This window comes from Viridibacillus sp. NPDC096237 (assembly GCF_050278625.1).
Classification (GTDB): Bacteria; Bacillota; Bacilli; order Bacillales_A; family Planococcaceae; genus Viridibacillus.
Window position 1 is genome coordinate 29,613 of sequence record NZ_JBNNTI010000028.1, and the last position, 25,351, is coordinate 54,963.

General features: G+C 38.2%; 25 protein-coding genes and 2 tRNA genes. 24 read left to right on the forward strand and 3 right to left on the reverse strand.

Annotated elements, in window-relative coordinates; all coding sequences use genetic code 11:
• The first annotated feature begins 54 nt into the window (after positions 1 to 54).
• A complete protein-coding gene (gene spoVT / locus ACQKMD_RS14995) occupies positions 55 to 591 on the forward strand; it encodes a stage V sporulation protein T (protein WP_427752952.1) in 537 nt (178 codons plus the stop codon).
• A 41-nt stretch (positions 592 to 632) separates the two neighbouring features.
• Here spoVT and ACQKMD_RS15000 read toward each other — a convergent pair whose 3' ends face one another.
• Positions 633 to 962: a hypothetical protein gene (locus ACQKMD_RS15000; protein ID WP_427752953.1), complete on the reverse strand. Its 330-nt coding sequence runs from the start codon at positions 960 to 962 to the stop codon at positions 633 to 635.
• A gap of 237 nt (positions 963 to 1,199) precedes the next feature.
• Between ACQKMD_RS15000 and ACQKMD_RS15005 the strand changes: the two genes are divergently transcribed.
• The 7 genes from ACQKMD_RS15005 to ACQKMD_RS15035 all read left to right on the forward strand — a co-directional run bounded on the left by ACQKMD_RS15005 (position 1,200) and on the right by ACQKMD_RS15035 (position 6,863).
• Complete coding sequence (locus ACQKMD_RS15005) at positions 1,200 to 2,807, forward strand: putative polysaccharide biosynthesis protein (RefSeq protein ID WP_427752954.1); 1,608 nt, start codon at positions 1,200 to 1,202, stop codon at positions 2,805 to 2,807.
• Positions 2,808 to 2,822: 15 nt separating this feature from the next.
• Positions 2,823 to 4,289 carry a nucleoside triphosphate pyrophosphohydrolase gene (gene mazG, locus ACQKMD_RS15010; protein ID WP_427752955.1) on the forward strand — a complete coding sequence of 489 codons (1,467 nt, stop codon included), beginning with the start codon at positions 2,823 to 2,825 and terminating at the stop codon, positions 4,287 to 4,289.
• 3 nt (positions 4,290 to 4,292) lie between these two features.
• On the forward strand, positions 4,293 to 4,583 hold the full coding sequence (locus tag ACQKMD_RS15015) for an RNA-binding S4 domain-containing protein (RefSeq protein ID WP_427752956.1): 291 nt from the start codon (positions 4,293 to 4,295) through the stop codon (positions 4,581 to 4,583).
• Between the two features lie 463 nt (positions 4,584 to 5,046).
• Complete coding sequence (yabP, locus tag ACQKMD_RS15020; protein WP_038179281.1) at positions 5,047 to 5,346, forward strand: sporulation protein YabP; 300 nt, start codon at positions 5,047 to 5,049, stop codon at positions 5,344 to 5,346.
• Positions 5,343 to 5,807 (forward strand): spore cortex biosynthesis protein YabQ, encoded by a 465-nt coding sequence (yabQ, locus tag ACQKMD_RS15025; protein WP_427752957.1) that lies wholly within the window; start codon positions 5,343 to 5,345, stop codon positions 5,805 to 5,807. Before yabP ends, yabQ begins: the two co-directional genes overlap by 4 nt.
• A 77-nt stretch (positions 5,808 to 5,884) precedes the next feature.
• On the forward strand, positions 5,885 to 6,307 hold the full coding sequence (locus tag ACQKMD_RS15030) for an FtsB family cell division protein (protein ID WP_427752958.1): 423 nt from the start codon (positions 5,885 to 5,887) through the stop codon (positions 6,305 to 6,307).
• 124 nt (positions 6,308 to 6,431) lie between these two features.
• Entirely contained in the window at positions 6,432 to 6,863 is a 432-nt protein-coding gene (locus ACQKMD_RS15035; protein ID WP_427752959.1) for a S1 domain-containing RNA-binding protein, read from the forward strand.
• A 244-nt stretch (positions 6,864 to 7,107) separates the two neighbouring features.
• Here the strand turns inward: ACQKMD_RS15035 and ACQKMD_RS15040 are convergent.
• Positions 7,108 to 7,179 (reverse strand) — tRNA-Glu (locus ACQKMD_RS15040).
• Positions 7,180 to 7,217: 38 nt separating this feature from the next.
• A tRNA-Met gene (locus ACQKMD_RS15045) sits at positions 7,218 to 7,291 on the reverse strand.
• Between the two features lie 183 nt (positions 7,292 to 7,474).
• Between ACQKMD_RS15045 and ACQKMD_RS15050 the strand changes: the two genes are divergently transcribed.
• From ACQKMD_RS15050 to lysS, 16 genes are all read left to right on the forward strand, one after another.
• On the forward strand, positions 7,475 to 9,889 hold the full coding sequence (locus ACQKMD_RS15050) for a SpoIIE family protein phosphatase (RefSeq protein WP_427752960.1): 2,415 nt from the start codon (positions 7,475 to 7,477) through the stop codon (positions 9,887 to 9,889).
• A 16-nt stretch (positions 9,890 to 9,905) separates the two neighbouring features.
• Positions 9,906 to 11,318, forward strand: coding sequence for a tRNA lysidine(34) synthetase TilS (gene tilS / locus ACQKMD_RS15055; RefSeq protein ID WP_427752961.1), 1,413 nt, complete (start codon positions 9,906 to 9,908; stop codon positions 11,316 to 11,318).
• 29 nt (positions 11,319 to 11,347) lie between these two features.
• Complete coding sequence (hpt, locus tag ACQKMD_RS15060; protein WP_427752962.1) at positions 11,348 to 11,890, forward strand: hypoxanthine phosphoribosyltransferase; 543 nt, start codon at positions 11,348 to 11,350, stop codon at positions 11,888 to 11,890.
• Between the two features lie 129 nt (positions 11,891 to 12,019).
• A complete protein-coding gene (gene ftsH / locus ACQKMD_RS15065) occupies positions 12,020 to 14,038 on the forward strand; it encodes an ATP-dependent zinc metalloprotease FtsH (protein ID WP_427752963.1) in 2,019 nt (672 codons plus the stop codon).
• 120 nt (positions 14,039 to 14,158) lie between these two features.
• Positions 14,159 to 14,923: a type III pantothenate kinase gene (locus ACQKMD_RS15070; protein WP_427752964.1), complete on the forward strand. Its 765-nt coding sequence runs from the start codon at positions 14,159 to 14,161 to the stop codon at positions 14,921 to 14,923.
• 18 nt (positions 14,924 to 14,941) lie between these two features.
• Entirely contained in the window at positions 14,942 to 15,823 is an 882-nt protein-coding gene (hslO, locus tag ACQKMD_RS15075; protein WP_427752965.1) for an Hsp33 family molecular chaperone HslO, read from the forward strand.
• Positions 15,824 to 16,166: 343 nt separating this feature from the next.
• Positions 16,167 to 17,096, forward strand: coding sequence for a cysteine synthase A (gene cysK / locus ACQKMD_RS15080; protein ID WP_427752966.1), 930 nt, complete (start codon positions 16,167 to 16,169; stop codon positions 17,094 to 17,096).
• Positions 17,097 to 17,311: 215 nt separating this feature from the next.
• Entirely contained in the window at positions 17,312 to 18,691 is a 1,380-nt protein-coding gene (locus ACQKMD_RS15085) for an anthranilate synthase component I family protein (RefSeq protein WP_427752976.1), read from the forward strand.
• Entirely contained in the window at positions 18,688 to 19,281 is a 594-nt protein-coding gene (pabA, locus tag ACQKMD_RS15090; RefSeq protein WP_427752967.1) for an aminodeoxychorismate/anthranilate synthase component II, read from the forward strand. The genes ACQKMD_RS15085 and pabA overlap by 4 nt, the downstream gene beginning before the upstream one ends.
• Positions 19,281 to 20,117, forward strand: a complete 837-nt coding sequence (pabC, locus tag ACQKMD_RS15095; protein ID WP_427752968.1) for an aminodeoxychorismate lyase — start codon at positions 19,281 to 19,283, stop codon at positions 20,115 to 20,117. The genes pabA and pabC overlap by 1 nt, the downstream gene beginning before the upstream one ends.
• A complete protein-coding gene (gene folP / locus ACQKMD_RS15100) occupies positions 20,117 to 20,977 on the forward strand; it encodes a dihydropteroate synthase (RefSeq protein ID WP_427752969.1) in 861 nt (286 codons plus the stop codon). Before pabC ends, folP begins: the two co-directional genes overlap by 1 nt.
• A gap of 35 nt (positions 20,978 to 21,012) precedes the next feature.
• Complete coding sequence (gene folB / locus ACQKMD_RS15105; protein ID WP_427752970.1) at positions 21,013 to 21,381, forward strand: dihydroneopterin aldolase; 369 nt, start codon at positions 21,013 to 21,015, stop codon at positions 21,379 to 21,381.
• Positions 21,378 to 21,899, forward strand: a complete 522-nt coding sequence (folK, locus tag ACQKMD_RS15110; RefSeq protein ID WP_427752971.1) for a 2-amino-4-hydroxy-6-hydroxymethyldihydropteridine diphosphokinase — start codon at positions 21,378 to 21,380, stop codon at positions 21,897 to 21,899. Before folB ends, folK begins: the two co-directional genes overlap by 4 nt.
• Entirely contained in the window at positions 21,851 to 22,057 is a 207-nt protein-coding gene (locus tag ACQKMD_RS15115) for a helix-turn-helix domain-containing protein (RefSeq protein WP_427752972.1), read from the forward strand. The genes folK and ACQKMD_RS15115 overlap by 49 nt, the downstream gene beginning before the upstream one ends.
• Before the next feature lie 29 nt (positions 22,058 to 22,086).
• Positions 22,087 to 23,115 carry a tRNA dihydrouridine synthase DusB gene (dusB, locus tag ACQKMD_RS15120; RefSeq protein WP_427752973.1) on the forward strand — a complete coding sequence of 343 codons (1,029 nt, stop codon included), beginning with the start codon at positions 22,087 to 22,089 and terminating at the stop codon, positions 23,113 to 23,115.
• A gap of 169 nt (positions 23,116 to 23,284) precedes the next feature.
• Positions 23,285 to 24,769, forward strand: a complete 1,485-nt coding sequence (gene lysS, locus ACQKMD_RS15125; protein WP_427752974.1) for a lysine--tRNA ligase — start codon at positions 23,285 to 23,287, stop codon at positions 24,767 to 24,769.
• Positions 24,770 to 25,351: the final 582 nt, after the last annotated feature.

Consider the following 25,351-nt stretch of genomic DNA (forward strand, 5'->3'; position numbering starts at 1 on the left):
TGAACCATACTAGGACAAGTATAACTATATTTTGTCGAAAGTGAGGCAACACGAATGAAAGCAACTGGCATTGTACGACGTATTGATGATTTAGGGCGCGTCGTTATCCCAAAGGAAATAAGAAGGACTTTACGCATTCGTGAAGGCGACCCGTTAGAAATATTCACGGATCGCGAAGGGGAAGTTATTTTAAAGAAATATTCACCTATTAGCGAATTGAGTGACTTTGCAACTTCGTATGTAGAAACGTTATATGAAACGCTTGGCACAGCTGCGTTAATTAGCGATCGTGATGAAATGATTGCTGTAGCAGGTGTATCAAAAAAGGATTACGTTAATAGACAGCTTTCATCATTTGCTGAAGAAAGTATTATGCAACGATCTATTCTAGTTGAGAAGCATGAAAGCTCTGTAGAGTTAGTTCCAGGTCAAATTGAGCAAATAAAATCTTATTGTGTGGCACCGATTATCGTGTCAGGTGACCCAATTGGCGCTGTCTATATATTGTCAAAGGTACATTTTATCGGTGACTCGGAGCAAAAGGTAGCTGAAACTGCAGCTCACTTCCTTGCCAAACAAATGTTGGATTAACATGAAAAAAGTCTTCCTCGCATGGTGCGAAGAAGACTTTTTTATTTTATCGTTTTAATATTGGAAGGATGTACAATTGAAGAAGAATTAAGAAACTTCATTAAACCGTCTGCATTTGAGCGGTCGTTTGATTCATTATGAGTACGTGTCTGTTGCATCGTACCCTCCCGCATTTCAGAAATCAAAGTTTTTGAGCCATCATCTTTGACGAGGTATTGACGTACATAACCACTTTCTTTTTCAGTGATAACCCGATTTTTTTTCGATTTTGATTTTAGCGCAGCGTGAATATATGAGCTCTGTAGCATATGTGGCTGATTAAATTTTGCCGCGTTATGAAATGTTTTAATATTGGTGATATTCAATTTCAAAGCAATACCTCCTCTGTATTTTTTAGTTAATAAATTTATCGGATTTTTTTACTGGAATTGAACTAAGAGTTACTAATTTATAATTCATTGCTATAAAAAGAAGATATTCTTCTGATTAATATAGTGTTTTAATATGCGGTAACCAGTTTTTTTATGGATAAGCATCAATATGCTATACTGATGACATTTATATTATTATGTATTTTACTGAACGTTTTATAGGAATGAGGATTTGAAATGCCTGAGAAGTGGGGAATGAAGGTATATGTGAAGGGCGTGGCGTTATTAACGCTTGCAGCTCTGTTTGTCAAAATTCTGAGCATGATGTACCGAGTCCCTTTTCAAAATTTAGTTGGAGATCAGGGATTTTATATTTATCAGCAAGTATATCCATTTGTAGCGATTTTCGTTGTTTGGACATCGAGTGGGTTTGCTGTCGCCATTTCTAAAATGCTTGCTGATGCTGAAGATCGTGATGGAGGAGTATGGCGTCGTGAACTCTTACGCGTCGTATTTTATTATTTAAGTGTTTTATCAATAATTTTCTTCGTAATTTTATTTGGTGGTGCAGATTTATTTGCAAAATGGATGGGCGATTCAGCTTTAGCTTCACTTTTACGTACAGGTGCATTTGTGACACTATGTATGCCAGCGCTTGCTGTTTATAAAGGATTATTCCAAGCGCGCGGTATTATGACACCAGTTGCCTATGCACAAGTGATTGAACAAACTGTCCGTGTCCTTGTTATTTTAGGTGGTACTTGGATTGTAATGAAGACAACTTCTTCTTTGTATCAGGCGGGACAAATGGCAATGGCTGGCACTGTTGTTGGTGAATTAGCTGGTATCATTTTATTGTGGATATATTTTAAAAAGTTTAAGCAAGGAGACAAAATAGTTGTAAGGAAAAAAATAGCTATCTTTCCTGTGTTGAAGGAATTAACAATTTTGAGCATTACAGTAAGTGTGAGTGGTCTTTTACTGTTGTTTTTTCAACTAGTAGATTCATTTACTGTTTTTGAAACACTTACTAAAAGTGGAATACCGACCTTAGAGGCAATGGAAACAAAGGGGATTTACGATAGGGGCCAACCGCTTGTACAGGTGGGGCTTGTTATTGCAACATCGTTATCCCTCGCAATTGTCCCTCTTGTGGCTCATACGTCAAAAAAGGACAATGGACGAGGAGCTGAAAGATTTATCCAATTGACCTATCGTACGGCCTTGCTATTTGGTTTTGCTGCGACGCTTGGATTGATGCTAGTTATGCCATATGTAAATGAGATGCTATTTGCAACACGTGAATTATCTAATGTACTGATAGTGTTTGTGGTGCAAATTATATGGTTGTCACTTATTTTAACGCTAACAGCAATGCTTCAAGGATTAGGGAAATTAAAAATACCGACTTTAATACTAATAGTAGGTTTTATAGTGAAAGTGATTTGTAATAAGTTGTTTATTATAAGATGGGGTATCATAGGCGCAGTGTATGCTAGTAATTTAGGTTTAATATGTTCAGCTATTGGTTTGATCTATTATTTTAAAAAAGTTAGACCAATCCGCTTCGCACCTTCACGCTTTTATATATGCACGGCACTTGCGTCAATTGTCATGATAGGTTGTGTGCTGTTTTGGGGTTATTTTGCAGAGCAGTGGCTTTTTACATCTTTACCTTCGCGATTGAATGCAGCTTTGACTGGTAGCTCAGCAGCATTGATAGGGGCCTTTGTGTTTTTAACAATCATTGCGAAGTATAAAGTTCTAGCGAGTAGGGATTGGTTTTTACTACCGTTTGGACGCAGGATGGCCAGTTATCAATTATGGCTACAACGAAAGAAATAAGGATAGGTGAAAATTATGAATCAATTAACAGTAATCGGTCTTGGAGCCAGTGACTTTGAACAACTACAAATAGGTGTTTATCGCAAGTTACAACAGGCAAAGAAAATATATGTACGTACGATAGACCATCCGGTACTAAATGAGTTAGTAACTGAAGGAATCGAATTTGAAAGCTTTGACCATATATATGAAAAGCACGATGATTTCCGTCCAGTTTATGAAGAAATTGTAGCAACGCTTTTAAGTTATGTGGAGAAAGAAGACATAATGTATGCAGTGCCTGGACATCCACTTGTAGCGGAGTTAACTGTCCAGCTTTTAATCGAAGCTGAAAAAGAAGGAAAGGTGAGGTTGAATATAGAGGGCGGACAAAGTTTCCTAGATCCGATTTTCGGTGCATTACGTATCGACCCAATCGATGGCTTTCAATTAGTAGATGGAACAACTTTTTCAGTGCATGAAGTGAATATGAAGCAACATCTACTAATTGCCCAAGTATATGATACTTTCAGTGCCTCAGAAGTGAAATTGACTTTGATGGAAAAATACCGTGAGGACTATCCAGTTACAATCGTCACTGCAGCAGGCTCACAAGGTGAAAAGCTACGCACAGTTCCTTTGTACGAATTAGATCGTGCAGCAGAAATTGATAACTTAACAACTGTCTACGTGCCTCCTGTAACGAGTCGTGATGAAGCTCTTCGTGAATGGTCGACTTTCCGTGAGATAATTTCGATATTGCGTGGCCCTAATGGTTGTCCTTGGGATCAACAGCAAACACATGAAAGTTTGAAAAGGTATATGCTAGAGGAAGTACATGAGTTCTTACAAACAATAGATGAACAAGATGATGAGCATATGATTGAAGAGCTTGGTGATGTACTATTACAAATATTTTTACACGCGCAAATCGGTGAAGATGAAGGATTCTTCAACCTAGAAGATATATTAGAAGCTGTGAGCACAAAAATGATTCGTCGCCATCCTCATGTGTTTAGTGATGCTACAGTAGAAAATGTGGAAGAAGTAAACGCCAATTGGGAAAAAATCAAAAGTAAAGAAAATGTAAATAGTGAGATAATAGAACCTTTATTAAAAGGTGAATACAGAGCAACATCCTCACTACAAACGTCTTATAACTATCAAAGGCGAGCGGCAAAAGTTGGATTTGAGTGGCCTACAACAGATGGCGTGTGGGAAAAATTCTCTGAAGAATGGCAGGAATTCCGAGCTGAAGTAACGAATGGAACGAATGAAACACGTTTCGATGAATTTAGTGATGTACTATTTACGTTAGTGAATATCGCACGTGTTTATAAAATTTCAGCAGAAGATGCTATGCTCCATGCCAATCAGAAATTTGCTAGTCGCTTTGGATATGTTGAAGCGCAAGTAATGGCTGGTAAAAAGGATTTCAGAGCTTACACATTTGAAGAGCTAGATGCCTTTTGGAACGAAGCGAAATTACAAGGAGGAAAATAAAAAATGAGATTAGATAAATTTTTGAAAGTATCACGTTTGATTAAACGTCGTACATTAGCAAAAGAGGTTGCTGATCAAGGGCGTATTACGATTAATGGTAAGATAGTGAAGGCAAGCACAGCTGTAAAGACTGGTGATGAGCTCGCAATCCGTTTCGGCCAAAAAGTTGTAACAGCACGTGTTGAAGAATTGAAAGATACAGTAAAAAAAGAAGACGCCGCAAGAATGTTTACGATTATAAAAGAAGAAAAATTAGAGAAGATTGAACCACAATTTATCGATGACGAGAACTAGCTGAATTTAAAAAGAAGATATTGCTTATAGAGAAATAGTATATTAAGCATTTATCTATATTTTGTTTGAACGATTTTATATGAGGTTGTCCTGAAAAGTAGGGTTTACAAACTTTCAGGACAATCTTTTTTAATTAGACACTTTCAAAGCTAAGTTCTTTAAATTACCTCTCACCAGTAATCATGATAGGGTGGAAACTACAAATTATTAATGAATAAGAATATCTTTTATATGGATTCATAGAGATGGGCAGATATATGAAGTAATGCATTGTTATAGGGGTTCTTCTATCTATATAAAGAATGAATGTTGAAAGAGTTAACGCTAAAATAGTATGAAAATGACTACTAAGCACTTAGAGAAAACTATCTATAAACAAATTTCTGAATGGAAATTAGCAATTTTATCATAAAGGGTTTGTCCACAGCATATAGTTTAAAGACAGGACAAGGGAGGGGAATCATTGACGTTACAGCCGGATAATGCAACGTACACAATTCCAACAGGGGATCATTTGCTAACGGTCAGAAATCGCAAACGAATGGATGTCACTTCGGTGAAATCAATCGAGCGCTTTGATCAAGAAGAGTTTTTAGTGCACACTTCGCAAGGACATTTACTCATCCGAGGTGAGGAATTGCGTATTGTCCATTTGGATGTAGACAAGGGTTTATTGACACTTGAAGGAACAGTGAAGACGCTACAGTATGATGACGAAGACAACGGCTTGTCTAAAAGCTTCCTTCATAAAATATTTGGATGACCGTAACAGCGCAATTTCTCAGCCTTCTAGTCATGATTGCTAGTGGAATTGTAGGAGCAGCATGTATAGATCTAGTACGTACGATTAAATATTATGCACCCCCGCGGTCATTCAGAAGAAAAGGTTATATAACGCTAGAGCTAACAACTTGGCTTTTGCTCGGTATAGCTAGCTTTTATTTACTATTTAAAGTGCGAGCTGGTGAATGGCGTATTGTTGATCCAATAGCGCAGCTCGCAGGTTTTTATTGCTATCAGTTATACTTCCAATCATTATTTCGATTCGGAGGTCGTCTAATATACAGTATTTTTCTTAGGCCATTATGGTTAATTTTTAATTTTTTTATTTCTATCATAAGGTGGATAATTCGCGCCCTAATGCGTGTTGTAAGGCTCCTACTGTTACCATTTAGGCCATTGGTTAAAAAAACTAAACAGTTAAGACTTAAAAAAACAAGGTAAATTCGTTATAATGGAGAATACACATACAATAACAACTAAGAAGCTAAAAGAATTTTATTTAGGGAGGGATAACGAGGATGAATAATCGTAACAAAAAAGCTAATGGTGAAAATTCAGTTGCTGCCATTCGTCGAGAATATATCGAGTCCATGGAACGGCAGGAAAAGAAAAAACGAGCTATGAAAATACGTCTTTATCGAAGACTAGCGCTTTTCGCAATCGTGTTTGTTCTCGTTACGGGGTCCCTAATATTTACATTGATAAATCAAAAGAAGGCGCTCGCTAATAAAGAGCAACAAAAAATAGAGCTAACCCAAAAACTTTCAGACACCCAAGACCAGCAAGAGGAATTGAAAATTCAAATTTCGAAGCTAAATGACGATAACTACATCGCCAAACTAGCACGTAAAGAACTTTTCCTTTCTGAAGATGGTGAAATCATTTTCTCAATTCCAAAAAATACCGAAAAAGATGAGAAAAACGGTGATTCGAAAGAGTAGTCTTATTGACACTCTTTTTTTGTTGGCTATAATTAGAAGTGAGAATCTCACCGAGTTTTAAGATTCAAAAATTGATTACATGGCTTACAAGTCGCTTTATTTATTAAGGAGGAGCGTTTTTTTTATGTCAATTGAAGTAGGCAGCAAGGTACAAGGTAAGGTAACAGGTATCACAAATTTTGGAGCATTCGTAGAGCTGCCAAATGGCTCAACAGGTCTGGTGCACATTAGTGAGGTTGCAGACAATTATGTAAAAGACATCAACGAACATTTGAAAGTTGGAGAAATGGTTGAGGTTAAAGTAATGAATGTCGAAGCGGATGGTAAAATTGGTTTATCTATTCGCAAAGCAAAACCTCAACCAGAACGACCAGAGCGCCCTCAACGCCCACGTCATAATAATCGTTCAAATGATCGCAATGATAATCGTCATCAACCGAAAGAGAATTTTGAACAAAAAATGGCACGTTTTTTAAAAGACAGTGAAGATCGTCTTGCAACATTAAAACGCGCTACAGAATCTAAACGTGGTGGCCGTGGCGCAAGAAGAGGGTAATTTGCTGGCTATTTTAATCGTAGAAAAAGTGTGAAATAGATTTTTGAACAATCCATGTATGTAGTGGGTTGTTTTTTTATTGTTAATACCTGGCGAATTGTACTATTAAATGCAATACATACAAACTAAAATTCGCCTATAACGACACCTCTGTAGATGATTTGCTACTTATGTTTATATACCTTACTTAATTAGACATATAAAAAAGCAACTTTCTCGTGGTGAGAAGGTTGCTTTTTTATGATGACCCCTACGGGATTCGAACCCGTGTTACCGCCGTGAAAGGGCGGTGTCTTAACCGCTTGACCAAGGGGCCAAAAAATATTGGCGCAGATGGCCTAGATGAAAAAAATATGGCGGCAGAGGGGATCGAACCCCCGACCTCACGGGTATGAACCGTACGCTCTAGCCAGCTGAGCTACGCCGCCGTTCTAAACAACATAATAAATAATACAAGATAACATATGTAGGTGTCAAGCTGTTTTATGAAAATATTTTCTTTAAAAAAGCAATTTCTCGTCGAAAAGTTTTTTTTCGTGAAAACACAAAAAGACAAACTTTATGGAATACTCGGGCTATAATGATGGCAATGTTCAGGAGGAGGTTGTTTTATGAAGATGTGGCATGAAGGAATAGCACAGAACCAAGCAATTAGGAATACATGGGCAAGTGTAGCTAAGCGAAAATATCGAATATGGCTATCCGTTTTGTTTTTATTTTGTTCCTTTTACTTATCTCAAGCTGTGTTATTTGAAGCAACGGTACCATTTTTCCTACCGATTGCAGCAATAGCATTTACTAGATATCCAAGGTGGTCAAGTTGGACATTGGTAGGAGGGTTATGCGGAAGTCTTACATTAGGTCTCGGGCAAACAACAATTCATATATTGGAATTGTTGTTTTTATTACTCCTTTTAAAAACCCCATTTAAACGATTGCCACTTCCTGTAATAGTAGGGTTTAGTATTTTGACGGTTCAAATAGTTTGGCAATATATATCGTATAGTGGGCATCCCCCGATGCTTGTATGGCTGTATGTCGGATATGAAGGCGCGCTGTCTATTTTTATGACGCTCTTTTTGGGACTCCTTTTTCTCCCAATGCATCAGTTAATGACTGCCAAATGGTCTTTTGAAAGAGTAGGTGCGGCATTAATCGTAGGTGCAGTGATTTTAACGGCCATGGATGGAGTGGTACTTAGCTTTCTATCAGTAACGCGTATTGCCATGCATTTACTCATACTTGTATCTGCGTTAGTTGGCGGTGTCACATTAGCGACAGCTGTTGCAGTGCTAACCGGTATGATACTTAGTTTATCTCAATTATCTTTTAGTGGAATGATGGCAGTATATGCTGTAACCGGATTATTTGCAGGAGTTTGCAAAAATGTCGGTAGGTTTTGGATCGCAATAGGTGGCTTAATGGCAAGTGTCTTTTTTGCATTGTATGATGCGACACTACCACTTGATTACACATTCTTTATGTCTATAGCATTTGCTACCCTGTTATTCTTCATCTTCCCACAGAGGTGGGTTATATATTGGCAAAATCAATTATATCCAAATCGCGATGAAGTGCTTTTAGAAAGGCAAAAGTGGTTAACGGAAAGGCTCAATACGAAGCTTGTAGATTTCCATCACTTTGTAGATTTTATGAAAGAGCTTGTACATGATCGTTTTGGGAATGTGAATAGGAATATAGTGGAAGAGAGGCAGGAGCAACCGCTTGCAGTTTGCCAAGCATGCTTTAAGTACGATAATTGTTGGAGCAATAGTAAGAGTGAAATGCCGGATCTAATGCAGAGATGGCTTGATGCAAGTGCTACTGCAAATGCAGCGACGATACTACAGCTTGATGAGAAAATTCGTTATAAATGTGTGAAATCTGGGGCATTTTTGTCAGCGCTTGAAGAGAAAGTTTCACAAAAGCAACTTAGCGGTCAGTTTTACCACGGGCGTAAGATGATTGCCTTGCAATTGAGGGATATGTGCCAGCATATCGATATGGTGATGAATGATATGACTGGGGAGACAGTGTCTTTCCAACAGAAAGAGGACGAGCTATCAGATGAGCTGAAGCTTGCTGGAATTGAACATTTCCAAGTAGATATTTTATCAAATGAGGTAGGGAATCGAAAAATTGTCTGCTGTTTGCCAGAGAAAAAAGCAATGTGGGAAACAGATCAAACGTTAGCAGAGCGCTTAGTACTACCAATTTTACAAAGTGTGTTTAATGAACCGTTTGAAATTGCACGAACTGCTCTGAAGGATAGTCCATATCCACATTTGCAGATGACATTCCAATCTTCAGTTCGTTTCCAAATGTCTTATGATGTGTATACGTCTTCGAAGCAGAATACAATTTATTCTGGTGATTCGCACGCTGTTTTCCCGCTTCATCAAGGGCTTACGGCTGTTATGTTATCAGACGGAATGGGACATAGTAAAAAGGCGCATCAAGAAAGTAGACGTCTCATTCGGTTAATGCGTGAATGTATGCACCATCAAATGGCACCTGAAACAGCTATGCATACTCTGCATTATGTCATGTCTTTAAAAAATGATAGTGATATGTACGCGACGATGGATTTTGCGCTTGTTGATTTACAAGTCGGTACCTTATGGTCTTGGAAAGCAGGGAGTATGGCAACTTATTTAGTAAGAGGCGAAAAGTGTATTCGACTAGAGAGTAAGAGCGAGCCGGTAGGGTTTTTGACATCGTTTTCAGTAGAAGCAGATCAAGTATCATTAAAAGCAGGGGATATCATTTTCATGTGTACAGATGGTTTGTTCTTTGAGAATAAACCTTGGGAAGAGCAGGAAAGAAAACTAATTCGTCATTTGCGGGAGCTGGAGAATTGTCCAACTGAGGATATGTGTACGTCTATTTTACGTGCTTTTCGAGGTACAGATGTACCAAATGATGATTGCACATTGGTTGCAATTCGTATTGAACATAAAATATCGAATTGGTCTTTATTTAAACCATCTTCGTCGGCTATTTCTGAGCAAAGAATGGTAAGATAGTAAATGAGGTGAGAAGATGGAGCAACTCGAACGAAAAGCATATCAATACATGAAGCATTATCGCTTATGTAATGAAGGTGACCGTCTTCTCGTAGCTTGTTCGGGAGGTGCCGATTCAATGGCACTCCTGCATTTTTTGTATAAAGAGAAAGACCGACTGGGTGTCTCTGTTGCAGCGATTCATGTAAATCATATGTTACGTGGGGTAGATGCTGAAGGTGATCGTCAATTTGTTGAAGTATTTTGCCAAGAGCGTGACATTCCTGTTTATGCTATTGATATACCTATTCCTGAAATTTTACACCGTGAGAAGGGGAATTTGCAGGATACATGCCGAAGAGAGCGCTATCGGTATTTCGAGAAGGTTATGTTAGAAAGTACAAGTACGCATCTTGTTGTTGCGCACCATGCAGATGATCAGGTGGAAAGTGTCATAATGGCGCTTACCCGAGGTTCAAGTGCTTCTGGTATTACTGGGATTAAACGAGAACGTCCATTTGCAAACGGGCATCTAATACGTCCATTTTTAGCTGTGACGAAGAATGACATTCATACTTATTTACAACGAAATAAACAGGCTTATCGAGAAGATTCTAGTAACAAAAAGGATTCGTACACACGTAATCGAATACGTCATCATGTTGTGCCGTTATTAGAGGGTGAAAATCCACGTGTTGCTGATGCAGTTCGTCAGTATACCGAAAAGGCGCAAGCGGATGAAGATCTATTGCAAAGTTTAGCACAAGATGCTTTTCATGATGTTGTGACGAAAAAAAATGAAGATTCATGGAGAATTTGCATAAAAGCATTCCGAAATAAGCCACTCGCTTTACAAAGAAGAATCATTCTACTACTATTAAAATATCTATATAAAGATACAACCATTGTACAAAGTTATACCCTGTTGAACTCTATTCTCGAACAGACTTCATCGACGGCTGGAAATGTAATTTTGCATTTACCAAAAGATGTAGTAGCAATTCGTCAATATGATGAGCTAATTATCAAGAAAAAACAAATTTCAAGTGTAGAAAAGTCGCCTTTAATGGTTACGCTTAATACATGGACGAATTTGACGAACAATTTGCGTGTATACATAGGAAAGCTATCTGATGAAAGGCCATCTGATACTACCCCGTCCGCAAAGACGTATTTTTTTCAAATTGAACTGCTCTCATTGCCGTTATATGTCCGGGCTAGACAAAATGGAGACCGTATCAATTTACTTGGCTTGAATCAACATAAGCGCTTATCACGTCTATTCATTGATGAGAAGGTACCGATGACGCTAAGAGATGAATGGCCAGTTATTGTTACGCAAGAAGATGAGGTTATTGCGCTTCCTGGTCTTCGTATAGGTAATTGTTTTTCTAATAGCAAACGTTCTACTGATGATGCATTCTTCATCGTAGATCAACAAAGTTTGTAGTGTCTATATACAATCAAGGAGGAACTAAGATGCTTCAAAAAGACATCGAGAAAGTATTAATTTCAGAAGAAGATTTACAAATTAAAATCCGTGAGATTGGGGAAGCCTTAACGGAGGAGTATCAAGAGAAGTTTCCTTTAATGATTGGTGTACTAAAAGGTGCAATGCCATTCATGGCTGATTTAATGAAACGAATCGACACATACGTTGAAGTGGATTTTATGGATGTAACTAGTTACGGTAATGCAACTGTATCTTCAGGGGAAGTGAAAATCGTAAAAGACTTAAACACAAGTGTTGAAGGTCGCGACATTTTAATCGTAGAAGATATTATTGATAGTGGACTAACGCTAAGCTACTTAGTAGACCTTTTCAAATATCGCAAAGCAAAATCAATTAAAATCGTTACATTATTAGACAAACCAACTGGTCGCAAAGTAGATTTAAAAGCTGACTTTGTAGGTTTTGAAGTACCAGATGCATTTGTTGTAGGATATGGTTTAGACTACGCAGAAAAATACCGTAACTTACCATACATTGGGGTGTTAAAGAAAGAAGTTTATTCATTTTAATAACAATGTTAAAATTTTGACAATTTTACATTGAAACTTCTTTTTCGAAATGCTTATCGTTGTACGCCTTAATGTTCATATGTTAAGATTTACTATAGTTTTTCTGTTTACCTTGTGAGGAGGCTGGGGATGAATCGAATATTTCGATACACCATATTATATTTATTAATTTTCCTCGTGATCATCGGGATTTTTGGTACGTTTAATAACAAAAACCAACCGACGAAAGAAATTCAGTATCACGAGTTCATTACAGCACTAGATAAAGGCAAAGTAACCCGTGCGGAGTTACAGCCTGACAAATTGGTTTATGTCGTTAAAGGTGAATTAGAGGGTTACAAAAAAGGTGAGTCTTTCGTAACGAATGTACCTCGTGATAACCCAGCAGTAATGGATAAAATTGATGCTGCGGCAAAAAACAACTCGAAAATAAACTTTTTACCTGCTCCTGAAACGAGTGGATGGATTCAGTTCTTTACGGGGATTATTCCATTCATCATCATCTTTATCCTGTTCTTCTTCTTATTGAATCAGGCACAAGGTGGCGGTAATCGTGTAATGAGCTTTGGCAAAAGTAAGGCTAAGCTGTATGACGATCAAAAGAAAAAAGTTCGTTTTACAGATGTAGCTGGTGCAGACGAAGAGAAACAAGAACTTGTAGAAGTAGTAGACTTCTTAAAAGATCCTACTAAGTTCAATGATATTGGAGCCCGTATTCCAAAAGGGATTCTACTTGTAGGACCTCCTGGTACTGGTAAAACTTTACTGGCACGCGCGGTAGCTGGTGAAGCTGGCGTACCATTCTTCTCTATTAGTGGTTCTGACTTCGTTGAAATGTTTGTTGGTGTGGGTGCTTCACGTGTTCGTGATTTATTCGAAAACGCGAAGAAAAACGCACCATGTATCATCTTCATCGATGAAATTGATGCAGTTGGTCGTCAACGTGGCGCAGGTTTAGGTGGCGGTCATGATGAACGTGAACAAACATTAAACCAATTACTTGTTGAAATGGATGGTTTCGGTGAAAACGAAGGTATTATTATCGTCGCTGCAACGAACCGCCCAGATATTCTAGATCCGGCATTATTACGTCCAGGTCGTTTTGACCGTCAAATTACAGTTGGACGCCCAGATGTAAAAGGTCGCGAAGCGGTTCTTAGAGTACACGCTCGTAAAAAACCTTTAGATGAATCAGTGGACTTAAAAGCGATTGCCGAACGTACGCCTGGTTTCTCTGGTGCAGATTTAGAAAACTTATTAAACGAAGCTGCACTTGTAGCTGCTCGTTCGAATAAGAAAAAAATTGACATGGGTGATATCGATGAAGCAACAGATCGTGTAATCGCTGGTGTTGCTAAAACGAGTCGTGTCATTTCTAAAAAAGAACGTAATATTGTTGCTTACCATGAAGCGGGTCATGTTGTTGTTGGATTAATCTTGGATGAAGCTGAAAAAGTTCATAAAGTTACAATTGTCCCACGTGGGCAAGCTGGCGGTTACGCTGTAATGCTTCCAAAAGAAGATCGTTACTTCATGACTAAACCTGAGCTTCTTGATAAAGTTGCAGGGTTATTAGGTGGACGTGTAGCTGAAGATATCGTCTTTGGTGAAGTTTCAACAGGTGCTCATAATGACTTCCAACGTGTTACGAGTATTATTCGCTCAATGGTTACCGAGTACGGTATGAGTGATAAGCTTGGTCAATTGCAATTTGGTTCAAGCCAAGGAGGCAATGTCTTCTTAGGTAGAGATATCAACTCTGAACAAAACTACTCAGATAAAATTGCTTATGAAATTGATCAAGAAATGCAAAACATGGTAAAAGAGCAATACGATCGTACAAAGCGAATTCTTACTGAAAATCGTGATCTTCTAAATCTTATTGCTACAACTCTACTTGAAGTTGAAACATTAGATGCAGAACAGATTAAACATCTAAAAGACCACGGTACATTGCCAGACAGAGCTTACCAAAATAATGGTAAAAAAGCTGGTTTAGTACTTGAAAGTAATGAATCTAAAAATGTAACGTTAGTTAAAGAAGAAAAGCTTGATGTATTTGGAACTGCTGATCCAACATCAAGTGACCTACCTACTGAAAAGCAGGATGGAACATCAAATGACGGTATTCAAGAAGAACGAAAATAATAGCTATTAAATCAGAAGCTGATTGACCTTTGCATTTGCATAAGGCAATCAGCTTCTTTTATTAGTAGGAGATATGGTATGATTCTTTCAGAAAACTGTATGTAAGTGAGGCTAGGCTCGATGATTTTAGTAATGGATACTGGGAATACGAATATTTCCGTTGGTATATTTAACGATGACAAACTTATGCATCATTGGCGTATGGAGACTGACCCGCATAAGACAGAAGATGAGTATGCAATGCAGGTTAAATCATTGTTCGCACATGTGGATTTATCTTTTGCTGATATAGAAGGCATTATTATTTCCTCAGTAGTGCCTCCGATAATGTTTTCATTAGAGGCGATGTGTCGTAAGTATTTTTCGCTAGAGCCATTGATTGTTGGGCCTGGTGTGAAAACAGGTCTTAATATCAAATATGAAAACCCGAGAGAAGTTGGTGCTGACCGTATTGTGAATGCTGTAGCTGCACTTCATGAGTATGATTCGCCACTGATTATTGTAGATTTTGGTACGGCAACAACCTATTGTTATTTGAATGATAAAGGTGATTATATGGGTGGAGCAATTGCACCTGGGATTAATATTTCAACAGAAGCCTTATTTGCACGTGCTTCTAAATTACCGCGAGTTGAAATTATGCGCCCTAGTAATGTTATTGGGAAGAATACGGTATCTGCTATGCAATCCGGCATCGTTTATGGTTATGTTGGGCAAGTTGAAGGTATCGTTAGTCGTATGAAATTACAAAGTAAGAAAGAACCGCTTGTGATTGCAACTGGCGGGCTTGCATCTTTGATTGCGAAAGAATCTACAATTATCGATATTGTTGATCCGTTTTTAACATTAAAGGGATTGCATATAATATATAAGAGAAATCAATAAGAAAAGAGGAATATTTGAATGGGAGACTATTTAGTAAGAGCATTAGGATTTAATAATAGTGTACGTGCGTTCGCGGTAAGTACAACTGAAACTGTTGGGGAAGCACAACGTCGTCATGATACTTGGCCAACAACTTCTGCGGCACTTGGTCGTACAATGACTGCCGCGGTTATGATGGGTGCGATGTTAAAAGGTGAAGATAAAATCACTGTTAAAGTTGAAGGTAATGGACCGATTGGATCGATGATTGTTGATGCGAATGCAAAAGGTGAAGTTCGTGGTTATGTAACTAATCCACATGTGGAATTTGAATTAAACCCACACGGGAAATTAGATGTACGTCGTGCGGTCGGTACTGAAGGTGCGTTAACGGTTGTAAAAGATTTGGGCTTACGTGATTTTTTCTCAGGACAAGTGCCAATTGTTTCTGGTGAAATAGCAGAAGACTTCACATATTATTTTGCTACATCTGAACAGGTGCCTTCATCAGTAGGCCTTGGTGTATTAGTAAATACAGATGATTCTATCTTGGCTGCTGGTGGATTCATCATTCAACTTCTGCCTGGTGTAGACGATGAAACGATTACCGCGATTGAAAACCATTTAACGAAAATCGAGCCAGTTTCTAAGATGATTCAAAAAGGTTACACACCTGAAGAAATTTTAAAAGCTGTACTAGGCGAAGAGAATGTTCAAATGTTAGATACATTACTGGTGAAATTTGAATGCAGTTGTTCAAAAGAGCGCTTTGGTGCGGCTATTATTAGCTTAGGTGAAAAAGAAATCCGTGATATGATCGAAGAAGATGGGAAAGCAGAAGCGCATTGTCACTTCTGCCAAGAGAAGTATCAATACTCAAAAGAAGAATTAGAAGGGTTTATAACAGAGATTAATTCTTAAGGGTTGGTAAACCTATTCTGATGAGTGGAATATAACTTCATCCATATCTTAACGAAATAGCTATTTCATTTATTTAAAGACCTATAAAATAATGATTTCTAGGCTATTCTACATCTACGGAGTGTGGAGTAGCCTTTTTATTTATTTTCATAAATGAATTGAGCCTATACCTCTATAATTAATAATGTTTTTGATTCTATTGGATGGTAAATGTTATTAAGGAAAATAGTTTGCATTTTTAGTAGAGTAAATAGTGTTTCATTTGACAAACGTAACCAATAGGTTGTAAAATTGAGATAATTTAAAACCTATAAAATTACTAGGAATTAGGAGTGAATAAAAGATGAGTAGATTAGTTAATTCAGTAACAGATTTAATTGGTAAAACGCCAATCGTTAAATTGAATAATGTAACAGGACCAAATGATGGTAATGTTTACGTAAAACTAGAATACTTTAACCCAGGTAGCAGTGTTAAAGATCGTATTGCTTTAGCTATGATTGAAGCTGCTGAAAAAGCTGGTAAGTTAAAAGAAGGAAGCACATTAATTGAGCCGACAAGTGGTAATACGGGTATTGGTCTTGCAATGGTAGCAGCTGCTAAAGGATATAAAGCGGTGTTAGTAATGCCGGATACAATGAGTATGGAACGTCGCAATTTACTACGTGCTTACGGAGCAGATCTTGTTTTAACACCTGGAGCTGAAGGGATGAAAGGGGCAATTGCAAAAGCAAATGAACTTTCTGAACAAAATGGCTGGTTCGTCCCACAGCAATTTGAAAACCCTTCAAACGCTGAGGTTCACCGTTTAACAACTGGACCAGAAATCGTTGAGGCATTTGATGGTTTAAATCTTGAAGCATTTATCGCGGGTGTTGGTACTGGTGGTACAATTACAGGTGTAGGAGAAGTATTGAAAGAAAAATATCCTGAAATTGAAATTATCGCAGTAGAACCAAAAGATTCTCAAGTATTAGCTGGAGCGCAACCGGGACCTCATAAAATTCAAGGGATCGGTGCGGGTTTTGTTCCGAAAGTGTTAAATACTGAAGTTTATACTTCGATTTTCCCGGTGGAAAATGACGCTGCATTTGATACTGCACGTAAAATTGCTAAAGAAGAAGGTGTATTAGGTGGTATTTCATCTGGTGCAGCTATTTTTGCAGCAATCGAAACTGCAAAACGTCTTGGTAAAGGCAAAAACGTTTTAGCGATTCTTCCATCGAATGGAGAGCGTTACTTAAGCACGCCTCTTTACCACTTTGACGACTAATTCAACTTCATTAACTTTTAAGCGGGGCATATTCGTGCCTCGTTTTTTATTTTTGTTTATATTTTCTCTAGAACTTTGCTCTCTGACTTTCATTTTCATATACTGTTAGTTGTTGGTGTAATTTATAAAGTGAAATTTGTGGATTTGAAATATAAATTTTTTAATTGGAGGAAGAGTTCTTGAGCCTATCATTAATTAACTACCCATCATTTTCGATGGACAAGCAGTCGTTCTTTTATGCGTTTAAGGAACTTGTAAAAGATGAGCAATACCATTTGTTATTAGAAAGCGGTCGCGGGGGTCAGCAGTCAGTGGCTGGGTGGAACCCGATGGCTGTAGTGCGTTCGACGGATGAAGGTTTACATATTTCTTGGCGTAATGGACAAGAGGAAACGCGAACAGGAGAATCGCTACATTTGTTAGAAGATTTAATAGCAGAATATAAGCTGCCTGTTAATGCAGATTTACTTGATTTCCAAGGTGGTGCAGCCGGATTTATCTCATATGATTATGCGCGGAAAATTGAGAATCTACCAAATCTAGCGAAGAATGACTTGCAAATACCGGATTTATATTTTTATCTATTCGATGAATGGGCTGTTCTTGACGTAGTGAAGCAACAAGTTCATTTAATGAAGCTTTCAACTAGCGATGTTGACCTTGAGCAACGTGCGCGCGATTGGCAATTAGCGTGCGAAAGTGGTCTAAAATCTCAGGAGTTTAAGGAGGGAGCAGCGACGGATGTTGTCCATGATGTGACAAGGTTACAAGTATCGCTATCGGCTGATGTTTTTGAAGAAGCTGTTCGTAAAGTGCAAAACTATATTGCACAAGGCGATGTGTTCCAGGTGAACCTGTCAGTTAGACAGGCAAAGGAGCTTGGAGCTGAACCTATGCAAATGTACGAGGCGCTACGTTCATTTAACCCATCTCCGTACATGGCGTATATCCAATCTCCTGAATTTGCCGTTGTTTCAGGTTCTCCTGAATTACTTGTGAAGAAGAAAGGTCAAGAGCTTTCAACTCGCCCAATAGCAGGGACTCGTCCGAGAGGTAAAGATGCCACTGAAGATGAACGCTTGGCGCAAGAATTAATTGCTAATGAAAAAGAACGTGCTGAACATGTTATGTTAGTTGATTTGGAGCGGAATGATCTAGGTCGCGTATCAAAATATGGCACTGTTGAAGTGAATGAATTTATGGTGATTGAGAGATATTCACATGTTATGCATATTGTTTCGAATGTACGGGGCATTGTAGATGAAAGCTGTTCAAATGCAGATGTTGTAAGGGCGTTATTCCCTGGTGGTACAATAACAGGTGCACCAAAAATTCGTACGATGGAAATTATTGAGGAACTTGAAACGGTTCGTCGAGGATTATATACAGGATCAATCGGATGGTTAGGATACAATGGTGATTTAGAACTTAATATCGTCATTCGTACAGCTTTTATTAAAGAAGGAATGGCTTATATTCAAGCAGGTGCAGGCATTGTGATAGATTCTGTTCCGGCAAATGAATATATTGAATCGCTAAACAAGGCGAAGGCTTTATGGCAAGCGAAGGCAATGGCAGAGGAGTGTAATGTATGATTTTAATGATTGATAACTACGATTCATTTACTTATAATCTCGTACAATATTTCGGTGAATTTGGACAAGAGCTTATTGTAAAAAGAAATGATGAACTAACGGTGCAGGATATTGAGCAGCTTGCACCAACTATGATTGTTATTTCTCCAGGACCCTGTAGCCCAAATGAAGCCGGTAGAAGTCTAGAAATCATTGCTCATTTTGCAGGGAGGATTCCTATTTTCGGTGTCTGTTTAGGTCATCAAGCGATTGCGCAAGTCTTTGGCGGGAAAGTTATTCGTGCAAAACGTTTAATGCATGGAAAAACGTCACCTGTACAGCATGATAATAACGGTGTAAATAGTGAGCTACCAAATCCATTTCAAGCAACCCGTTATCATTCATTAATCGTTGAACGTGAAACTTTACCTGACTGCCTTGAAATTACGTCTTTTACAGCAGAAGGTGAGATTATGGGGATTCGTCATAAGGAGTATCCGATTGAGGGTGTTCAGTATCATCCGGAGTCGGTTATGACAGAGGAAGGTAAGAAGATATTGTGGAACTTTATCGATTGCTATTGTGAGGTTGCTGAAGGAAGTGGTAACTAATGTGGTGTTGGATGAACGGGGAGTATGCGCAGAGTGTGGATCTAAGAATTTCACCTTTTGATCATGGCTTTTTGTATGGATTAGGCTTCTTTGAAACGTTTCGTACGTATGAAGGAGATGTATTTCTTTGGGAAGAGCATTGTAAAAGACTGCAACGAGCATTAGATGACTATCATATCGTATTACCATATAACTTTAATGAATTGTTAACTGTTATTCGTGAGTTGGACAAACGTTGTGATGGAGAAGATGGTTATTTCCGTTTGAATGTATCCGCAGGTACGCATGATATCGGATTAAAGCCGACTAGCTATGCGGAGCCAACTGTTATTGTCTTTCGTAAACCTTTACCTAAAATGGTGAGAGGACAAGAGAAATCGGCGGTATGGTTAAATACAGAGCGTAATTCACCAGAGCAATCAATCCGTCATAAATCACATCACTATGCGAATAATGTGCTGGCTCGATTTGAAGTACCATCTTTAGCTGAGTTGGAGGGCTTTTTTGTTAATGAAGGAGGTTTTGTAGCAGAAGGTATTACATCTAATATTTTTTGGGCTACCGATGGTAAGGTATATACACCTTCTATTGAAACAGGTATTTTACCAGGTATTACACGCCAGCAAGTGATGAATCAAATATCTGTTATAGAAGGTTTCTATACTCGAGAGCATTTAGAAAAAGCGGATGAATGCTTTATCACAACATCCATTCAGGAACTTATTCCAATCCGCTCATTGCAAGGGAAAAGTTTCCTGGGAAATAAAGGACCGATTTACAAAGTTCTTCATGAGCAGTATGTTAAAAGTATAAATGATTCGAAAGGAAGATCTTGATGAACCTAGACAAATACACAAGACCATTAATCATCGATGGGCATGTACTCGACTTCCATAAAGAGACGTTTGTGATGGGGATATTAAATGTAACGCCAGACTCTTTTTCTGATGGCGGAAAATATAACGATTTAGAAGCAGCAGTCGCACAAGCAAAGCAAATGGTAGCAGATGGTGCGAAGATTATTGATATTGGCGGCGAATCCACACGTCCAGGGCATACTCAAATTTCAGTTAAAGAAGAATTGGCTCGTGTTATACCTGTTATAAAGGCACTCCGTAAAGAGGTGAAAGTATTAATCTCAATTGATACGTATAAAGCGGAAGTGGCAAGACAAGCTGTTTTAGCCGGTGCACATATAATTAATGATATTTGGGGAGCTAAGTACGACTCTGAAATTGCTAATGTGGCCGCAGAATTAAATGTGCCAATTATTTTAATGCATAACCGTGACAATGAAGAATACGGAGAAAACTTCTGGGAGGTAGCAAAAGCTGATTTAGAAAAGAGCTTGCAAATCGCCAAAGAGGCTGGAGTACCTGATACGCTTATTTGGTTAGACCCAGGAATTGGTTTTGCTAAATCGCATCACGAAAATGTGTTAATGATGCAAGTTTTACCGCAATTAGTAGAATTGGGTTATCCCGTATTACTTGCAACGTCTCGAAAAAGAATGATTGGTAATATCTTAGATCTCCCTGTTACAGAACGGGTAGAAGGTACGGGTGCTACAGTTTGCTTTGGAATCGATAAAGGTTGTCATATGGTACGTGTACATGATGTTAAAGAAATTACGCGTATGACACGGATGATGGATGTCTTAGTGGGTAAACAACCACATGTAGAATACAAAATTTAAAAAAATAAATCCAATGATGGAGTGGAGTGTTAACTATGGACTATATCCATGTAAAAGATATGGAGTTTTATGGATACCACGGTGTATTAGCTGCTGAAACCGCTATTGGTCAGCGTTTTAGGGTATCGCTATCTCTAGCGGTAGATTTACAACGAGCTGGTGAAACGGATGAGCTTGAGTATACAGTGAACTATGCAGAAATTTATATAATCTGCAAAGAAATCGTTGAAGGTAAACCATATAAACTAATCGAAGCTGTCGCAGGGCAAATTGCTACCCGTATTTTAGCTACTTACGAAGATCAAGTAAAGGGGCTACGTGTGGAGATGATTAAACCTGATCCACCAATTCCAGGGCATTACCGTGAAGTATCTGTTGAATTGACAAGAGGTGAGTTTCAATGAACGAAGCCTTTATTTCTCTTGGCTCTAATATAGGAGAACGGCTACAAACTTTGCAACGTGCAGTTAAGTTGTTAACTGAACATCCTGAAGTGAAAGTCATGGCTGTATCGTCTGTATACGAGACGGATCCTGTTGGCTTTACAGACCAAGATGCATTTCTTAATATAGTTGTGCAAATTCATACTTCGTTGAATCCGCAAAAAACACTTGAAATGTGCCAGGCAATCGAGAATGAGTTGAAGCGTGTTCGCATAATTCGGTGGGGTCCGAGAACGATAGACCTTGACATTTTGCTTTATAATCACGACAATATTGAAACGGAGACACTAGTTGTTCCGCATCCTAGAATGCAGGAACGTGCTTTTGTTCTTGTGCCATTATTGGAAATCGCACCAGATCTCATATATCCTAAAACAAACGAAGCAATGCAATCGATGCTATCTAGTGTTGGGAAAGAAGGCGTACGACAATGGAAAACGATCGCTGGGGTAGAAGAATTCGTGCATTTCGAAAACTAAAAAGAATTCAGCAGGTCGAATTTGCAAAAAAAGTTGGTATGTCTACTTCTATTTTAGGCAAAATTGAACGTGGAGATCGGTTGCCAACAGAAAAACAGTTACAAATCATAGCGACAGTGCTTGATATAAATATGAACGAATTAAAAGGAGGAGAATAATCTCCTGCTAGAAAAGGAGGAAACACAGCATGACATTAACTAATGACAAGCCGTTCAAAATTGGTGATATTGTTATGGATAACAGAGTAGTTCTTGCACCGATGGCAGGTATTTGTAACTCAGCTTTCCGCCTAACAGTAAAAGAATTTGGAGCAGGCTTAGTATATGCTGAAATGATTTCAGACAAAGGGATTGTTTATCGTAACGATAAAACGTTGAATATGCTTTATATCGACGAGCGTGAAAATCCGCTTTCATTACAAATCTTTGGTGGCGATAAAGAAACGCTTGTAGAAGCGGCTAAATATGTAGACCAAAATACAACAGCTGACATTATCGATATCAATATGGGTTGCCCTGTAAATAAAATCATCAAATGTGAAGCGGGAGCGAAATTGCTTCTAGATCCAAATAAAGTATATGAAATGGTAGCAGCAGTAGTAGACAGTGTGAAAAAACCAGTCAGCGTGAAAATGCGTATTGGATGGGATGATGAGCGTGTCTTTGCAGTAGACAATGCAAAAGAGGTTGAGCGTGCTGGAGCATCTGCAGTTGCTGTCCACGGTCGTACACGTGTTCAAATGTATGAAGGACATGCAAACTGGGATATTATCCGCCAGGTAAAAGAGAACGTCAATATTCCTGTTATCGGTAACGGAGATGTAGAAACACCACAAGATGCTAAACGTATGCTTGAACAAACTGGAGTAGATGGCGTTATGATCGGTCGTGCTGCGCTAGGTAATCCGTGGATGATGTATCAAACAGTGGAATATTTGAAATCAGGTAAATTAATTGATGAACCGAGTGTTCGTGAGAAAATCGACGTATGTCTACTTCACTTTGAACGCCTAATGGCGTTAAAAGGTGAAGTTGTAGCAGTTCGTGAAATGCGTAAACATGCTTCGTGGTACTTAAAAGGTATTCGTGGTAACGGTAAAGCTCGTAATGCCATTAATCAAACAGAGACAGCATTAGAATTGAGAACATTACTAAATGGCTTAGTAGTAGAATTTGAAGAACTAGAAGCAACAGAAAAAGCAATCCACATTATTTAATAAAATTCCTAGCCGTCCTTTTAAAGTGGCGGCTTTTTTCTTTATGAGCTAATGGATTATGAAGTATTTACTAGTAAATGATGATAAAGACGTGAATCGTCAAGCGAAATTGTGTACAATAAGTACATTATGGACTGCATAGCGGAACAAAAAATGAGGAGTGAATATCGTGTCTGAAGAATTAAATGACCAAATTTTGGTGAGACGCCAAAAGATGGCTTCTATTAGAGAAAACGGCCTAGATCCATTCGGTGCCCGTTTTGAACGTACGCATTTATCAAACGAAATAAAAGAACAGTATGTGGATTTCACTAAAGAGCAATTAGAAGAAGATTTACATGAAGTTGTAATCGCGGGTCGTATTATGACTAAGCGTGGTAAAGGTAAAGCTGGTTTCGCTCATATTCAAGATCTGGGTGGACAAGTACAAATTTATGTTCGTAAAGATGCTATTGGTGAAGAAGCATACGAATTATTTAAGCAAGCGGACCTAGGGGATATCGTAGGTATTCGCGGTAATGTTTTCCGTACTCAAGTAGGAGAGCTTTCTGTGAAGGCATTAGAATTTACTTTCCTAACTAAATCACTACGTCCAATGCCAGAGAAATTCCATGGCTTAAAAGATGTAGAGCAACGTTATCGCCAACGTTACTTAGATTTAATGACGAGTGAAGAAAGTAAACAAACTTTTATTACTCGCTCTAAAATTATTCAAGCAATCCGTCGTTACTTAGATGGTAACGGATATCTTGAGGTTGAAACGCCAATGCTACATGCAATTGCAGGTGGAGCAGCTGCGCGTCCGTTCATTACGCATCACAATTCATTAGATATGGAATTATATATGCGTATCGCTATTGAACTCCATTTAAAACGTTTAATCGTAGGTGGACTTGAAAAAGTATATGAAATCGGTCGTGTATTCCGTAATGAAGGTATGTCAACGCGCCATAATCCAGAATTCACTATGATTGAATTATATGAAGCGTACGCTGACTACCGTGACATAATGGCACTTACAGAGAATTTAATTTCTCATGTAGCGCAAGAAGTATTAGGTACAACTGATGTACAGTATGGCGATGATGTTATTAGTCTAGCGCCAGGTTGGACTCGTTTACACATGGTAGATGCAGTTAAAGAAGCTACAGGAGTGGACTTCTGGGCACCAATGACTAAAGAGGAAGCGCAAGCACATGCAAAAGAACATGGTGTTGAGATTAAAGACTCTATGGAAGTAGGGCATATTATTAATGAATTCTTCGAACAAAAAATAGAAGAATCATTAGTTCAACCTACATTTATCTACGGTCACCCAGTGGAAATCTCCCCATTAGCTAAGAAGAACCCTGAAGACGAGCGCTTCACGGATCGTTTTGAACTATTCATAGTGCGTCGTGAGCATGCGAATGCCTTCACTGAATTAAATGATCCAATCGATCAACGTGAACGCTTTGAAGCACAAATTGTTGAAAAAGAAGCAGGTAATGACGAAGCGCATGAAATGGACGATGACTTCATTGAAGCTCTAGAGTACGGTATGCCACCAACAGGTGGTTTAGGTATCGGTATCGATCGCTTAATTATGTTGTTAACGAATTCGCAAACAATACGTGACGTATTGTTATTCCCTACAATGCGTCCGCGTGATTAAATAATAAGGACGCCTTATAAAAAGACTCTAGTTTTAACTAGAGTCTTTTTATTTATGCTCTATTAGAATGATTAGCTTTTTATTTGAAAATCACTAAAAAGTTCATCACAATAGAAAATAAGCTATTTTTGTATACTCTTAATACTAATTAGTAAAGGAAATTTAACTTTTTTAAAAAAGTATTGCATTAACATTAATATAGTGGTATATTAATTGAGTTGCTAATTTAGCTAACAAAACGATTTGAAAATAACTTAAAAAAGTTATTGACACTGAGTGATGAGTTTGATAGAATATAAAAGTTGCTGATAAACAAGCAATGGTAACTAAGTTGAAACGACGATTTGAAAATAACTTAAAAAGTTGTTGACAACGAAATGTTATTACGATATAATCTTAAATGTCGCTAATGAAGTGGCGAACGTAATGAACCTTGAAAACTGAACAAGCAAGACGTTAATCAATAAATGTTTTTGGACATCAACTCTGTTGGTGGATCAAAACGAAATAGATATCATCTTCGGATGATACGCTAGCAAAGCTAATGAGCTTTCAAACTACTTTTATGGAGAGTTTGATCCT

Coding starts and splice junctions, on each gene's coding strand:
- spoVT (WP_427752952.1), top strand. CDS start 55: ATGAAAGCAACTGGCATTGTACGACGTATTGATGATTTAGGGCGCGTC.
- ACQKMD_RS15005 (WP_427752954.1), top strand. CDS start 1,200: ATGCCTGAGAAGTGGGGAATGAAGGTATATGTGAAGGGCGTGGCGTTA.
- mazG (WP_427752955.1), top strand. CDS start 2,823: ATGAATCAATTAACAGTAATCGGTCTTGGAGCCAGTGACTTTGAACAA.
- ACQKMD_RS15015 (WP_427752956.1), top strand. CDS start 4,293: ATGAGATTAGATAAATTTTTGAAAGTATCACGTTTGATTAAACGTCGT.
- yabQ (WP_427752957.1), top strand. CDS start 5,343: ATGACCGTAACAGCGCAATTTCTCAGCCTTCTAGTCATGATTGCTAGT.
- ACQKMD_RS15030 (WP_427752958.1), top strand. CDS start 5,885: ATGAATAATCGTAACAAAAAAGCTAATGGTGAAAATTCAGTTGCTGCC.
- ACQKMD_RS15035 (WP_427752959.1), top strand. CDS start 6,432: ATGTCAATTGAAGTAGGCAGCAAGGTACAAGGTAAGGTAACAGGTATC.
- ACQKMD_RS15050 (WP_427752960.1), top strand. CDS start 7,475: ATGAAGATGTGGCATGAAGGAATAGCACAGAACCAAGCAATTAGGAAT.
- tilS (WP_427752961.1), top strand. CDS start 9,906: ATGGAGCAACTCGAACGAAAAGCATATCAATACATGAAGCATTATCGC.
- hpt (WP_427752962.1), top strand. CDS start 11,348: ATGCTTCAAAAAGACATCGAGAAAGTATTAATTTCAGAAGAAGATTTA.
- ftsH (WP_427752963.1), top strand. CDS start 12,020: ATGAATCGAATATTTCGATACACCATATTATATTTATTAATTTTCCTC.
- ACQKMD_RS15070 (WP_427752964.1), top strand. CDS start 14,159: ATGATTTTAGTAATGGATACTGGGAATACGAATATTTCCGTTGGTATA.
- hslO (WP_427752965.1), top strand. CDS start 14,942: ATGGGAGACTATTTAGTAAGAGCATTAGGATTTAATAATAGTGTACGT.
- cysK (WP_427752966.1), top strand. CDS start 16,167: ATGAGTAGATTAGTTAATTCAGTAACAGATTTAATTGGTAAAACGCCA.
- ACQKMD_RS15085 (WP_427752976.1), top strand. CDS start 17,312: ATGGACAAGCAGTCGTTCTTTTATGCGTTTAAGGAACTTGTAAAAGAT.
- pabA (WP_427752967.1), top strand. CDS start 18,688: ATGATTTTAATGATTGATAACTACGATTCATTTACTTATAATCTCGTA.
- pabC (WP_427752968.1), top strand. CDS start 19,281: ATGTGGTGTTGGATGAACGGGGAGTATGCGCAGAGTGTGGATCTAAGA.
- folP (WP_427752969.1), top strand. CDS start 20,117: ATGAACCTAGACAAATACACAAGACCATTAATCATCGATGGGCATGTA.
- folB (WP_427752970.1), top strand. CDS start 21,013: ATGGACTATATCCATGTAAAAGATATGGAGTTTTATGGATACCACGGT.
- folK (WP_427752971.1), top strand. CDS start 21,378: ATGAACGAAGCCTTTATTTCTCTTGGCTCTAATATAGGAGAACGGCTA.
- ACQKMD_RS15115 (WP_427752972.1), top strand. CDS start 21,851: ATGGAAAACGATCGCTGGGGTAGAAGAATTCGTGCATTTCGAAAACTA.
- dusB (WP_427752973.1), top strand. CDS start 22,087: ATGACATTAACTAATGACAAGCCGTTCAAAATTGGTGATATTGTTATG.